The following is a 13,729-nucleotide window of genomic DNA, read 5'->3' on the forward strand; positions in this document are numbered from 1 at the left end:
CATCCAAAAATACAAAGCGCCACCTTAAAAACTTAATGAGATGCCGCTAAACTACAGAGTGAATAAAAGAAAATAAATGGATTCACAAAAACCATATATAAAAAATATATTTCCATATATTTTTACACCTTTGATACTCTTTTTGTGACGATTTACATAGGCAAATTGACCTGTCAGTGCTTAAATTGTATTCTGCGTTAACAACATATAATTTTGCTTTGATTGCTCTGTGATGAGTTAATAATGGAAAAAATGGACAGTAAAATAAAAGTCGGTAAGTGGACGCTTTCTCCGCATCTTTGTGAATTATTTGATGGTGAAAAAACGATACATTTAGAACCTAAAAGCATGGAATTGCTTTTACTTTTAGCGCATGCAAAAGGTGACTTAGTTACCCGTAAACAAATTATGGATGTGGTGTGGAAAGATAGAGTGGTAACCGAATATGCACTTAACAATCTTATTTCGGGCTTGCGCAAACACTTAAATGAGAAAGGCACACCAGAAGCATACATTGCCACTAAACCAAAACTCGGGTATCAACTTATTGCACCTGTTTGTGAGTTTATTGATGAAAGCTTAAGTCAAGAGCCAAGCGCAAAAGCTCATAAATCTGTTGAGAGCAATAGCACGTCATCCACTACGAATACTTTGCAATCAAATAGCAGCGAACAAGTAGTCGCGGGCAATACTACAGTCAAAAACACAAAGAAGAAGTCCTATTTAATTCCTTCTATAGCAATTGTTTTAATAGTGTTTGCCACTTTTACGTGGTGGTCAAACACCGAAGTATCAAAAGAAACACTTAGTCCATCTATTGTGGTTTTGCCATTTGACGTGTTTGATAGCGATGAAGACATTGGGTATTTCGCAGATGGTTTAGCTGAAGAAATCATTCACCAACTCACGGTTTTGCAAAACTTAAAGGTCATTTCTCGCACATCGTCATTTTATTTTCGCGACAAAGACCTACCGCTAACCGACATTGCTGAAAAACTTGATGTGTCATACGTCTTGGAAGGCTCGGTTCGAAAAGCGGGCGACACCATGCGTGTTACCTTGCAGCTGATAAAAGCAAAGGACGATACCCATGTTTGGTCTAAAGTATTTACCGCTAGCAAACGAAACCGATTTAGTATTCAACATGAAATCTCTACCGAAGTCGCCCACAGTATCGACGCATCTTTTATAGAGATCCCTTTAGAAAAACGAATTTTTGCTCCTAATTCAAGTGAAGCCTATTTAAGAGTATTAAAAGGCAGGAAATTGAATCAAAAAGGTACACCCGACGCTCATATTCAAGCCAGAGATGAGTTTTTAATGGCTACTTTGTTAGAGCCCGAATATGCTGACGCTTATGTCAACTTAGGTGTGAGCTATTTGTTATTGATCAAGCAAAATCGACTCAAAAAAGAAGACGCGATGGAGCACGCTACAAAGGCGATAGCTAGAGCGCTAGAATTAGACCCTAATTTAGATTCAGCCTATGCCGCAAAAGGCGTTATGCATCAAATGAATAACCAAATTGATGCCGCACAAAGTGCTTTTAAAAAGGCGCTTGAGATAAATCCCGACCTTTATTTAGCCCTTATCAACTATGCCAATTTCTTTCGTAATTTTTCTCGTTATCAAGATGCGCTAGCGCATTATGAGCGCGCCAAAGAAGTAGCACCATTGTCGGGTGCAGCTCAATGGGGTTTGGGTAGCGTGTTATTAAGGTTAGGCCGTTTGGAGGACAGTGTAGACCAATACAAACAGTGTATATCGTTGCTAACCGACCATGTAAATTGTCATTATGGGTATGCCTATACGTTGCGTCTTTCTGATAAAAGTAAAGAGGCTGACAAGATATTGGTAAAGCTCTCCGATTTAGCTAACCCTGACGACTTTTGGTTTCAATCAATCACTGGGTTTCACAATTTGTGGCAAGGTAATTTTGAAGCTGCCAATACAAATTACGAAAATATGATTTCGCAGTATGGTTTAAATAATGATTTTGTATTGAGCATGCCTACACTCAAGCTATGGCTAAATGAAATAGACGACTGGACTAAGCGATTAGAAACACGCTTAGCAAATAACACTGACAACAAAGCAAATGTGTCGGTGCACTTAAGTTATGCTGTGAGCGCGTATTATAATCAGCAATGCAAACCTGCTATCGAAACATTTGAGAAAGTATTAAAATATAGGCCGCATTTGTTCGAAGAACTCGAGGCACTGGTTACTGCTTATAATTATTCGGCAATGCTGGCTTATTGCTATCAACAGGAAGGACTGGCAAACAAACATGCAACTAGTGTTGCACTATCTGAAAAAGTAATTGGCAATATACCTGAGACTTCACAGAATATTGGTGGTTTTTTATATACCGCAGCGCAAACCGCTATGGTCAAAGGCGATGTCGAACAAGCTGAGCGTTTGCTTGCAAAATTGCGAGCCTCTAACTGGCAACTAAAATGGTTAATTAAAGAAGATCCTATTTTAAGTGCAATAAACTCAAGTAATATTGCGCTCAACAATTGAGCATAAATGATTGGATGTTAGATAGGTTGAAAATCAGCAGCTACCGTTAATCGATTTGTGTCTTCTGTAAAAGGCACAGTACCATGCCACATATATGATGGGAAAAACACGATCATCCCTCTTTGCGGTTGAATGTATCGCTCAGCTTTTAGTTTTGGTGCGCAAACAGAGCCAGGCTCTCCTAGTTTAAGCCATCCTGACTTATCGCCTTTATTATTGCTCGTTTGAGCATGACGAATGTGACAGGCAGAAGATAACCACCCTTCCTGATGCACATGATTCACGTGATGACCGGTTTTGTGAAGTTTTACAGACCAAGATGAAAATAATTTAGCGCTCCCGGTATTTCTAAACAATAGCGGAGAAGTGCCTGAACAAAGTCCAGACAAATATGTTTGAAGTGGCTCTTTACAAGCCTCCGTGAAAGCACGCATTGCAGGGTTTATCGACCCGGTGATTGAGGGAATTTGACTACCGTGTCTAACTGATAAAAAGAAGGGATGCTCCTTATAACGATGCGCCTCTTCAAGTCCAGACTCTAAATCTTGGATATATGAATCGAGGTTTTCCCAGCCTTTGGGTACCCCCAAAGGTAGTTGTTTAACAAATCGATCATAATCATAATATTCTTCGTAACGGGCGTCTCCCAGCAATCGCCAACAAGTAGATAACAAGGCAATCAAATGCTGATTAGTAGGATGAGTGGTCAGCATTCGTTCAATAAGTGGCACTGCTTTTTCGGGAAATGACTTGGCTAAATAACAGTTGACGGTATGAATACCGCAATTTATATCTGTAGGGAAGGCTTGCGCGGCAACTTCTGCAAGATGAAGGGCCTCATCGTATTTGCCAATAGCCAAAGCTGCTTTACTCATATAAAACTGAATAGACGCTTGTTTGTCAGATGCTTCGTAACATAATTTTAACCATTTATACCTATCTTCATGATTTTCCATTTGCCCTGCCAGTTCAGCTCGAAGTATTTTTAAATTTAAAGCGCTGGGATGCTTGGAGATTGCTTGGGTTAATCCGCTTAATGCTTTTTCATAATCTCCTTGTGACATCCAAATGAGCTGTGCTAATTCTCGTTGTGCATCTGCATCTGTTGGGTGAGAGGAAAGGACTTTTTTATACGCTTGTACAGCGCGTTCATATTTATTAATTTGGGCTAAAGACCTTGCATAAACTAACCAAGAAGGTGCTTTATTCAGACCCTTGTTAATAGCGCTCTTCAGCACTTTTACCGCGTCAAGATGCTCGCCAATATCACCCAATGCGGCGGCTAAATTGTGTTTAGCAACATGGTCATTCGGTTGACTGGCAAGATGCTGTTTCAACAGGCTGATAGCGGTTTCGTTATCGCCTTTTTTTCTATATTCAAGTGCTGTTTTTACTAAGTCTTTTTGCAAGGACATTTCCACCCTGTTTGCCATATTCCCACAAAATATGGAAAGTTTTAAGCACTGATAAATTAACTAAAAACAAACTAAGATACCAGCCAGTTATGATGATTTATTCACAATTATTACTTATGATCATTTTCAAAATGGCCTGCATACTTCAGTTATTAAGTTAGCATTTTACAATTCATTTACAAATATAGTTGCGTCATGAAATAAGCAACATAAAACCGATATTATAATCAATCAAAAAACATCGCATTAATGTGCTTGTCTATCAGATAAATACTAGGATTTGTCGGACTAATATACTTATTGACCAAAGCCCCCATTTATGATTAGATCGATGCAGTCGTCCCTTTATTTTTACAAAAAACAAGACGGCAGATAAATAATTATAAACACTTATGGGAGCAATATAATGCTTATCAAAAACAAACTGGCTAGGGCGGTTACTTTAGCGCTTGCCTACGGTTCTTTGACGACCCTTGGACTATCGGGTGCTGCATTCGCACAAGATAGTGAAGAGACTGAAGAGAAAGTTGAAAAAATCCAGGTGACGGGTTCGCGTATTCAAAACGCTAACGTTGAATCATCAAGCCCGGTTGTAACAATCGAGTCTGAATTGTTTGATATTCGCGGTACGACAGATACTGTTGACTTATTAAACACTCTACCTTCGTTCTTTGCTTCACAAACAACTGCGTTTGCGAACGGGGCAACGGGTACTTCAACTGCCAACCTTCGTGGTTTGGGAGCAATACGTACATTGGTTCTTGTTGACGGTAAACGTCTACCTCCTGGTGGTCCTTTGGCGACTTACGCACAGGATTTGAACTTAATTGCCCCGCAACTTGTTGATAGAGTTGATGTGGTAACAGGTGGTGCTTCAGCGGTTTATGGTTCTGACGCGATTGGTGGTGTTGTTAACTTCATTACTCGTAAAGATTTTGAAGGCGTTGAAGTTGACGTTCAATACGGTGTCAACCAAAGCTCAAATGGAGATAGTTTTTGGGCTGAGCGTTTAGAAGCAATTGGTGAGACTCCTGCTGCTAGCTCAGTGACTGATAACCAAACTGTGCAAGTTAACATGATCATGGGCTCTGGCTTTGATGATGGAAGAGGTAACGTAACTGCTTACTTCAACTATGCAAAAAACAATGGTATTCAGCAAGCTAATCGTGATTTCTCACAGTGTGCTACATTCCCTACGGGCGAAGACGATTTAATCTGTCTTGGTTCGAACCAGGGGCCATATCCTACTACTTTCGTAGTAACTGACGTAGGTACGTTCTCTTTAGAAACTGACGACACACTTACTGATGGGTTTACTAACGCATATAACTTTAACCCTTTCAACCCAATTAGACGTGCAACAGAACGTTTCAACATTGGTTTCAAAGGTTACTATGACATTGCCGAAGACGTAACAGCTTATGCTGATTTTGCCTTCACTTCGTCTAGTTCACCACAAATCATTGCTCCTTCAGCGGCATTCGGTTCAACAATTAACAGAGTTAACTGTGACAACCCTGTGTTACTTGATACCTTAAGAGACGCAATTTGTGGAAACGCTGATATTAACGGTCCATTCCCACGCGCTACTTTAGATCCAAATGGCGCTTACTATGGTCAATCTAACGTTCGTCGTCGCTTCGTAGAAGGTGGTGGTAGAACTGATGATAGAACTAGAACTAACTTCATGAGCATCGTTGGTGTTCGTGGTGTGATTAACGATGTTTGGGATTGGGACTTATTTGCTCAGTACTCAGAGACTCGTTTATCACGTGTACAGTTTAATCAGGTTACATTGTCTAACCTACAAAATGCACTTGATATTGTTACTGACCCAGTTACAGGTAATCCTACATGTCGTTCAGTAGTAGACGGTAGTGATTCAGCATGTATTCCATTTACTTCTGCGTATCAGATTGGTATTCCATCTGATCCTGCACTAGTTTCTTATGTTGATACTCCTACCCTTACCACAGGTACAGGCGCACAAACCATCGTTGGTGGTACTATCAGTGCAGATTTGGGTGAGTTTGATATTAAGAGCCCAATGGCTGATGAAGGTATTTCATTTGTAGCTGGTTTTGAAATGCGTCGCGATGAACTGTTCCAACAAGCTGACGGTATAGCAGCAGCTGGTGACTTGGTAGGTTCTGGTGGTGCAACTACGCCAGTAAACGCAGAAACAACCGTAACAGAGTTTTTTGTTGAAGCGCAAATGCCTTTGATTTCAGACGCACCTGGAATTGAGCAGTTAAACTTAACAACAGCTTATCGTTACTCTGACTATGAGTCAGAAAATGCGCTTACCAACACTGTTGGTGGTGTTTTTGATTCAAGCACCTATGCAATTGGTTTAGCTTGGGTTCCAACCGAAGATGTACGCGTACGAGCTCAGTTCCAAAAAGCTTCTCGTGCTCCTAACATTAATGAATTGTTTGCACCTCAAAACAGTGGTCTAACTTCATTAACTGACCCATGTTCTGGTTCTACGCCAACTGCATCAGCAGCAGCGTGTGCTAACACCGGTTTGTCTAGCGGTCTTTATGGTAGTGTACCGCCTGATTCAGGTCAGTTGAATACACTTACTGGTGGTAACCCAGACCTTCAACCAGAAGAATCAGATACTGTTACTTTTGGTGTAGTATGGACGCCTAGCTTTGTAGAGAACTTAACTATTTCATTAGATTACTTTGACATTAGTGTTGAAGACGCTATTGGAACAGTACCTACTGCAACTACTTTACAACAGTGTTTAGACAATGGTGACCCAGCGTTCTGTAACTTGATACAGCGTGGTCCAGACGGTTCATTGACGTTCTTCCCAAGAGAGCAAGCCTTTATTGCAGCAACTAATGCGAACATCGCTGAATTTGCTACCACAGGTCTTGACACTCAGGTTATGTACACTCATGACTTTGGTGATTACGGCGAATTGATGGTTAACTACAATGCAACGTTCTTAACGTCGCTTGACACAATCACACTTCCTGGTACCGCTTCATTTGATTGTGCTGGCTGGTATGGTTCTTCATGTGGTAACCCGAATCCAGAATATCGTCATAATATGGTATTTAGCTGGGATTCAGGTTCTGACTACAGCGCATCTTTAGTATGGCGTCTATTCGGTAGCACTGACTTAGTTGGTAGCATCGAAAATGGTTTCATCGCTGACGGTGACGACGGTAGCATTACTAAAGCAGACCCAGGTATCTCTACTGAGTTAGATGCAGTTAGCTATTTAGACTTTACATTCTTCTATGACTTAACAGAGAATGTAAGACTAAGAGCTGGTGCCAATAACTTGCTAGACAAAGATCCACCAATCGTAACTACTTTTGGTCAGCCAGGTACTGGTACTAACGTAGAAGCGAATACTATCGCAGGTGTTTATGACGCTGGTGGTAGATTCATGTTCGCTGGTGTAACTGTAAGCTTCTAAGCATTAACAGTTAAACATTAGTAGTATCTATACAAACCGGTTTGAAGTCTTATGATTTCAAACCGGTTTTTTTTGTATTGCTTTATATCTAAAACTTGTTGTTCATCAAGCATGAATATTTACTCAACAGCCTTCGAAGGAATAGATACGCCACACAACAGCCAAAAAATAATAACCTTACTGAAGTTGTTGAAACCAATCAAAATCGCGGCGGTTTGCTGCTTTTTGCGACAAATACATGCCAAGTTCGACAAGTTGTTGCTTGTTTTGGTAGTTTGGCATTAGGGTTTTTAAGGCCTTAATAGCTGCGCGAGTGTCACCACTGCCATCTATGGCAAGCGCATAGGTATATGCTAGTTGTGGATTGGCCGGATCGAGAGAAACACTCTTAGAAAAGTATTGAATGGCTTGGGGTAAGTTTTTCTGACGAACCATATGTAGACCATATGAATAGGCGATATCTGCTGACAAGGGTAGATTTTCTAAGCCCTTTTTTAGCACTTCAGAGACTAGATCTTCACGCTGTTTTGCTCGATAAAAATCTGCCAAATTCATGTAGCCAACTGGAAAGTAAGGATCTATGTTAACCGCTCCCTCATAGGCTATTTCAGCGCCTATTTGATCCCCTTCTTGTAGGGCGATGTTACCTTGATTAACCCGTCCTTCGCCGCGCCAAGCGACATTTTCGTTTGCTGTTAGCATTTCTTTAAATGCTGCTGCATAAACGTTGATATCGGCTTGTGCTATATCAAGTGAAACCAATTGTTGTACTGCAGCAGTTCTAACGGCACGCACAGCATCATTTAATAAAGGTTGCAGCAAACTTGTACGCTCTTGCGCTGGCACCAAGTTAGCAACCCTAGCCGCTGCCAGACGAATGAGCGCTTCCTCATGATTTATAAAGCTTGTCAACTGCGTGGGTAACAAGTGGTCGGTAGAACGGTTGAGCATTTCAATGGCACTTGCGCGAGTAATAGTGTCTATGCTGCTATCGTGTCCAATAAGCAAATGGGTTTGCAAGCTAACAGCTTGTCCGTGTCTGAGCTTCAATAGGGTTTGACGAGTCTGACTCAAATCCTTGGGTGCACCATTCCACTTCTCTAAAGCAGCGGCAGCCCATTGATTCGATTCATCTTTATGACAAGCAATACAAGCATTGGGTGTGTTAAAACTCTCAGACAAATCAGGGCGAGGAATTTTAAAGCTATGATCACGTCTAGCATCTACACCCATATATGTTTCGCTAGGCATGTGGCAGTTTACACATTGTGCTCCCGCAGTGTTTACGGGGTGCTTGTGATGTTTGGGTGTATCAAACGACTGTGCAGTATGACATTGCAAGCACAAACCATTTCCTTCTACCTTTATTTTCATGGTGTGAGGGTCATGACAATCAAGGCAGTTCACTCCTTGTTCATACATTTTACTTTGTAAAAACGAACCATACACATAAACCTCTTCTTTAATTTGCCCATCGGGATGGTACAAGGGTGGCGTGATTAACTGGGGACTAAAGTTATCTAAAAAGGGAGTATTCGCAGCAAAACCGTCAGTAAGTGGTGAACGCAATGAGTGACAAGCAAAACAACCATCCATAAAAGTATTATCACGTGCCGGCCCACTCCAAGACACTGTTTTATCACCTGGCTCAAGTTTCCATAAGACTTGTTCATATAGCCCGGAAGAAGCTGCTTTATCCGTTGCATCAAGCGCATGAATTTCGTTATTTTTTGTACCATGACAAGACACACAGCCCACATTTATGCCAGTAAATGTAGAGGTGAATTTATTGGTATCTTGTTGGTAGTTGCGCTTCAGTTCGTCAGAGTGACAATCGGCACACATGCCATTCCAATTTTGCAGAGGCTGGCGCCAATGCAGTCGATCTTCGGCTTTAATATCTTCTGTGTATATATGATACCAGCGTTGCCCACCCTCTTCTTTTGTTCGCGCGTCCCACGCAAACGGCAATACTTGTAATCGTCCAGGGTCGGTTTCGACCAAATATTGTTGAAGCGGATAATGACCAAACGTATATATAACCGTAAATGTTTCCCCACCTTCGAGATTACGCCCGTTGGCAACTTCATTATCTTTAATGGTTGCTTTGAATTGGCCATTTTCAGTGAAAAAATATGCGAGCTGAGAAAAGTGTCGAGCGTACTGCTGACTAAAATTGGCCAACACGTTCCTTTCATTAGGTAAAGACATTGCTTTAGCGTGATCCGATTTATGCCAGTCATCAGTTTGTGCTTGGTGACAGCCAATACAATCGGTTGAAGTAAATGTTTTTTGGGTTAGAGGTAATGAATGTTCACTACTTTGAGTTGCAAAAACTTGACCTAAAAATAAGCTAGTAATGATCAGTTGTATACTTAATAGCAGCGGTACGCAAACAACGCACAATACTAATAAGCGCATCATCCACCTGTTACTGGAGGAAAAAAGGCAAGCTCATCACCATTATTTACTATAGTTGAGTCATCAACCATATCAAAGTTGAGCGCAGATAATACTTTACCGTCTCCCAATGCTAGTTCCCATTCTTCTCCTTGCTCCATTAATTTTAGCTTAATAGCTTTGATGGTTGTAGGCGCTTCCAAGGCCATTGTAGTTTGCTCTTGACCAACCTGCTGACGCAAAAAAGCAAAAAATTTAATGGTAATCATAATGCTGATATTTTTTACTATGCTTAAGTTTCATTTTTGTGTTGCCAGTCGCCACTTTTACCACCTTGTTTAGTAAGCGCTTTAATGTCGCTGATAATCATGTTTGGATCAACCGCTTTACACATATCGAAAAGGGTTAAACATGCCACTGAAACAGCCGTTAGTGCTTCCATTTCAACACCGGTTTTTCCTTCACATTTGACCATAGAACTAACCAGAATCTGTCCGTTGTGGGGCTGTACATCAAATTCTATTTTGACTTTACTTAGCAACAAAGTATGACAAAGCGGAATTAAGGTTGAGGTTTGTTTCGCCGCCATAATACCTGCAATTCTAGCAACAGATATCACATCACCTTTCTTATTTTGTTGCGACAGCACTTCGCTCATTGCTTTGGCATTTAATGAAATTTTTCCCTCTGCTGTAGCAACACGACTAGTGACTTTTTTTTCTGCTACGTCGACCATGTTAGCAGCTCCTGCAGCATCAAGATGAGTCAATGATGTCATTGCTTCTCCATACTTTCTTGTGGTAGCAGCGCTACTTTTAATTGAGAAACAAAATTACATGGGCGATGAGTAGAATCAAGTTGCGGGCGAATAATTTCCCAGGCAGTTCTACATGCACCTGTTGAGCCCGGGCAGCAAAAAATAACCGTTTTGTTGGCCAGCCCTGCAAGCGCTCTGGATTGTATTGTTGAGCTACCGATTTCTTTAAATGATTCCGCTCTGAACAATTCACCAAAACCCTCTACTTGTTTGTCAAATAACACAGATAGCGCTTCAGGCGTTGAATCTCGATAGGTAAAACCGGTTCCCCCAGTAACCAATACCGCTTGCACATGCTTAGACGCAACCCACGCCGATACTTGAGCACGTAAATCATAGATATCGTCTTTTAAAATAACCTTGTCTACGATGTTATGGCCTTCTTGCTGAGCAGCTTGGACTAAAAATCCACCGCTGGTATCATTACTTTCGTTTCGAGTATCTGACACGGTTAACACCGCAATATTTAGCTTTACGAAGTCACTTTGTTGTTGACTTGACATATAGGGCTTCCGTCGTTCAATTATGTGAAAAGTTGCGTATAAACGCTATGTTAGCAAAAAATGCCTTTAAGTATAATCCACGAGATTGGCATATAGTAAAGTTTGTATAAGAAAACAATTCCTAATACCGCATATAACCAGTAAAGAATCTGCTTTTACTTCCGATATAAAGAGGAGTACTAGAACGGATGCTTTTTTATTGGCGATTTGCAAATTTAATGAACGAAACCCTTAACAACAAAATTTTTAAACTAATAGCGGCTATTGTGTTGATCATTACACTAGTCTTGCTTGGTGTTGTGTGGAATAACATCAGCAAAAGCTATCACGAAAATATTGTGAATACTTTGCAGGTTTCTGAAAATATTATTAACAATGAGTTGATTGATAGGCAACTTGAACTAGTACAAAACGCCAAACTTCTGGTTAACGACTATTCCTTCCAACGCGTTATCGCCAACTATAATAACGACCAATATGCCAAAGCAGATGTTGCTTCAGCCTTAGCAAACTATAAGCAAAAACTAACTGCTGCCTTTGTAAGTTTAAATGCACTTGACGGAAGTACTATTGCCAGTAGCGGCTTATTAGCAAACACCATTTCTAACAAAAAATATGCAAGCAAAATCGAACAAGTTCGCATCAATGGGCAAGCTTCAGAATTATTAACGTTTGATCAAAAACTGGTATGGATGCTTTGGTTGCCTGTTAATTACAATGGCGAAAAATCTACTTCGTATTTAGCCGCCGGATTTGAGCTTAACGACCAGTATATGGACCATCTGAGTGCCCTTGTTGGTGCACAGGTAAGTATGGCAGTAGAGAGCGAGGCGTTTTTTATTCGTTCAAGTCTTGAAAATACGCCAAAAAACCTTGCCTATCTTGAAGCCAGCTTGCTCGATAACCAAATGAATCCATTGTTGTATCTAAATCCTTTGTTCAATACAAATACTCTATTTAGCCAAAAATTTACCCTTCCAGCTGAAGGTTCTGTTAAGAGTTCAGTTTATGTGTCTGTTAATGCAAGCAAACACAAAAGTGACTTTTTAAGTTTACAAATAACGGTCGCGATTATTAGCCTAGTAGCATTAATTCTTGCAATTCTAGCGGCACGTTTATTGGCCCGTCAAATTACTCAGCCTATTGAGCGCTTGGCCCTCTACGCTGAAGAAATAGCCAATGGCAAATATGGTGAAGATGTAAAATTAGAGAGTTCCACTCGCGAAATCGACCAACTCTTTGGTGCATTCACGTCGATGCAAGCGGGTGTGCAAATGCGTGAAAGCGAAATTGTGTTCCAAGCCCAGCGAGATATGTTGACGCAATTGTACAATAGAAACTACATCAAAGAAGTTATCGATAATCATTTAAATAAAGGCATCGCATTTCAAGCAATTGGCATCAATATTGTTCAATTTAGGAATTTAAACGATATTTTTGGCTATGAATACGGTGACATGTGTTTAATGCAATTATCCAATAGAATAACTGCAAAAGGTGGCAAAGCCGCGCGTGTTTCTGGCGGAGAAATATTATGGTTGCCGGAGGACTCACTTACTTTACCCGAAATCGCTGGGATAAAAGCTGAGTTAGAAAACAATATTATTATTGAAAATAATAGAATTCCGATGAAAGTCGCTTTGGGCATTATAGATGGTCCATTAGACACAGCAAACGCTGAAGACCTATTTAGAAGAATGAGTATCATTATTGATGAGGCTCAAGAAACCTTGCCAATGATCGTAAGCTTCAATAATGCCCTAGAAGACAAATATTTAAGAAACCTGAAAATTGTAAATAAGCTGAAACAAGCGCTAATAGGGAATTCTAAGCATTTATCATTGCATTATCAACCTAAGCTTAATTTACAAGATAACCAAGTGGATCATGCAGAAGCTTTAATTAGATGGAACGACCCAGAACTTGGTTTTGTGCCACCAGATGAGTTTATTAATATTGCAGAACAAGCGGGTATTATTAACTCCGTTACTGAGTGGGTACTAAATCAGGTCATAAGTGACCTACAGGTTTTTGCAAAGCATGATATTGAGATTTGTGTAGCAGTCAATATCTCAGCTCAAGATTTACTCAACGAAAATTTTGTTATGTCAGCTAGAGACTTGTTGCGCAGTAACAATGTACCTGACAACGCGATAGAACTTGAATTAACAGAAAGCGTTATAGTTAAAGATGCCGATAAAGCAATCGCGCACATGAAATTATTACGGAACCAAGGCTTTGTTCTTTCCATTGATGACTTTGGTACGGGTTATTCCTCTTTATCTTATTTAACACAATTACCTTGTGACATTATTAAAATAGATAAATGTTTTGTCATGCCGTTTGCCACCCAAACAGGTGAGCAGGCAATATGTAGGGCAATACTGAATCTGGCAGACAGTTTTTCAAAGCTGGTTACCGCTGAAGGCGTTGAAGACGAAGAGACCCTCGCTACGCTACGAAAATGGGGCTGTCAGTATGCGCAAGGATACTACATAAGCCGCCCAATTCCTGTGGACGATTTTGTGTTGTGGGTAAAAGACTGGCATCATAAAACATTTTCTCCAATGACCTAACATTATTGTATTAAGGTCATTGTTTGATGCGATTAGTCCTATTTTATCAAGAT

General features: G+C 40.5%; 8 protein-coding genes. 3 read left to right on the forward strand and 5 right to left on the reverse strand.

The window, feature by feature from the left end; all coding sequences use genetic code 11:
• Nucleotides 1–243 precede the first annotated feature (243 nt).
• On the forward strand, nucleotides 244–2,526 hold the full coding sequence (locus RM552_RS13840; protein WP_311369450.1) for a winged helix-turn-helix domain-containing protein: 2,283 nt from the start codon (nucleotides 244–246) through the stop codon (nucleotides 2,524–2,526).
• A gap of 17 nt (nucleotides 2,527–2,543) precedes the next feature.
• On the opposite strand, the gene RM552_RS13845 is transcribed toward RM552_RS13840, so the two are convergent.
• Complete coding sequence (locus RM552_RS13845) at nucleotides 2,544–3,941, reverse strand: 2OG-Fe(II) oxygenase family protein (RefSeq protein WP_311369451.1); 1,398 nt, start codon at nucleotides 3,939–3,941, stop codon at nucleotides 2,544–2,546.
• A gap of 406 nt (nucleotides 3,942–4,347) precedes the next feature.
• On the opposite strand from RM552_RS13845, the gene RM552_RS13850 reads away from it, so the two are divergent.
• A complete protein-coding gene (locus RM552_RS13850) occupies nucleotides 4,348–7,380 on the forward strand; it encodes a TonB-dependent receptor domain-containing protein (RefSeq protein ID WP_311369452.1) in 3,033 nt (1,010 codons plus the stop codon).
• 177 nt (nucleotides 7,381–7,557) lie between these two features.
• Here the strand turns inward: RM552_RS13850 and RM552_RS13855 are convergent, their stop codons facing one another.
• From RM552_RS13855 to moaB, 4 genes are read right to left on the reverse strand one after another with little or no spacing between them, the layout of a single operon-like run.
• Entirely contained in the window at nucleotides 7,558–9,801 is a 2,244-nt protein-coding gene (locus RM552_RS13855; protein ID WP_311369453.1) for a tetratricopeptide repeat protein, read from the reverse strand.
• Nucleotides 9,801–10,049 carry a MoaD/ThiS family protein gene (locus RM552_RS13860; RefSeq protein ID WP_311369454.1) on the reverse strand — a complete coding sequence of 83 codons (249 nt, stop codon included), beginning with the start codon at nucleotides 10,047–10,049 and terminating at the stop codon, nucleotides 9,801–9,803. Before RM552_RS13860 ends, RM552_RS13855 begins: the two co-directional genes overlap by 1 nt.
• A gap of 23 nt (nucleotides 10,050–10,072) precedes the next feature.
• The gene (moaC, locus tag RM552_RS13865; RefSeq protein ID WP_311369455.1) at nucleotides 10,073–10,558 is read right to left on the reverse strand and encodes a cyclic pyranopterin monophosphate synthase MoaC; all 486 of its coding nucleotides are present in this window, start codon (nucleotides 10,556–10,558) and stop codon (nucleotides 10,073–10,075) included.
• Nucleotides 10,555–11,100: a molybdenum cofactor biosynthesis protein B gene (gene moaB, locus RM552_RS13870; RefSeq protein ID WP_311369456.1), complete on the reverse strand. Its 546-nt coding sequence runs from the start codon at nucleotides 11,098–11,100 to the stop codon at nucleotides 10,555–10,557. Before moaB ends, moaC begins: the two co-directional genes overlap by 4 nt.
• 218 nt (nucleotides 11,101–11,318) lie before the next feature.
• Here moaB and RM552_RS13875 point away from each other — a divergent pair, with 218 nt between their 5' ends.
• Nucleotides 11,319–13,676 carry a bifunctional diguanylate cyclase/phosphodiesterase gene (locus tag RM552_RS13875; RefSeq protein ID WP_311369457.1) on the forward strand — a complete coding sequence of 786 codons (2,358 nt, stop codon included), beginning with the start codon at nucleotides 11,319–11,321 and terminating at the stop codon, nucleotides 13,674–13,676.
• Nucleotides 13,677–13,729 lie beyond the last annotated feature (53 nt).

The organism is Glaciecola petra, assembly GCF_031846345.1.
Taxonomy (GTDB): Bacteria; Pseudomonadota; Gammaproteobacteria; order Enterobacterales; family Alteromonadaceae; genus Glaciecola; species Glaciecola petra.

What these genes read in the sequence shown, in the direction of transcription:
- RM552_RS13840 (WP_311369450.1), top strand. Translation starts at nt 244, where the DNA reads ATGGAAAAAATGGACAGTAAAATAAAAGTCGGTAAGTGGACGCTTTCT.
- RM552_RS13845 (WP_311369451.1), bottom strand. Translation starts at nt 3,941, where the DNA reads ATGTCCTTGCAAAAAGACTTAGTAAAAACAGCACTTGAATATAGAAAA.
- RM552_RS13850 (WP_311369452.1), top strand. Translation starts at nt 4,348, where the DNA reads ATGCTTATCAAAAACAAACTGGCTAGGGCGGTTACTTTAGCGCTTGCC.
- RM552_RS13855 (WP_311369453.1), bottom strand. Translation starts at nt 9,801, where the DNA reads ATGCGCTTATTAGTATTGTGCGTTGTTTGCGTACCGCTGCTATTAAGT.
- RM552_RS13860 (WP_311369454.1), bottom strand. Translation starts at nt 10,049, where the DNA reads ATGATTACCATTAAATTTTTTGCTTTTTTGCGTCAGCAGGTTGGTCAA.
- moaC (WP_311369455.1), bottom strand. Translation starts at nt 10,558, where the DNA reads ATGACATCATTGACTCATCTTGATGCTGCAGGAGCTGCTAACATGGTC.
- moaB (WP_311369456.1), bottom strand. Translation starts at nt 11,100, where the DNA reads ATGTCAAGTCAACAACAAAGTGACTTCGTAAAGCTAAATATTGCGGTG.
- RM552_RS13875 (WP_311369457.1), top strand. Translation starts at nt 11,319, where the DNA reads ATGAACGAAACCCTTAACAACAAAATTTTTAAACTAATAGCGGCTATT.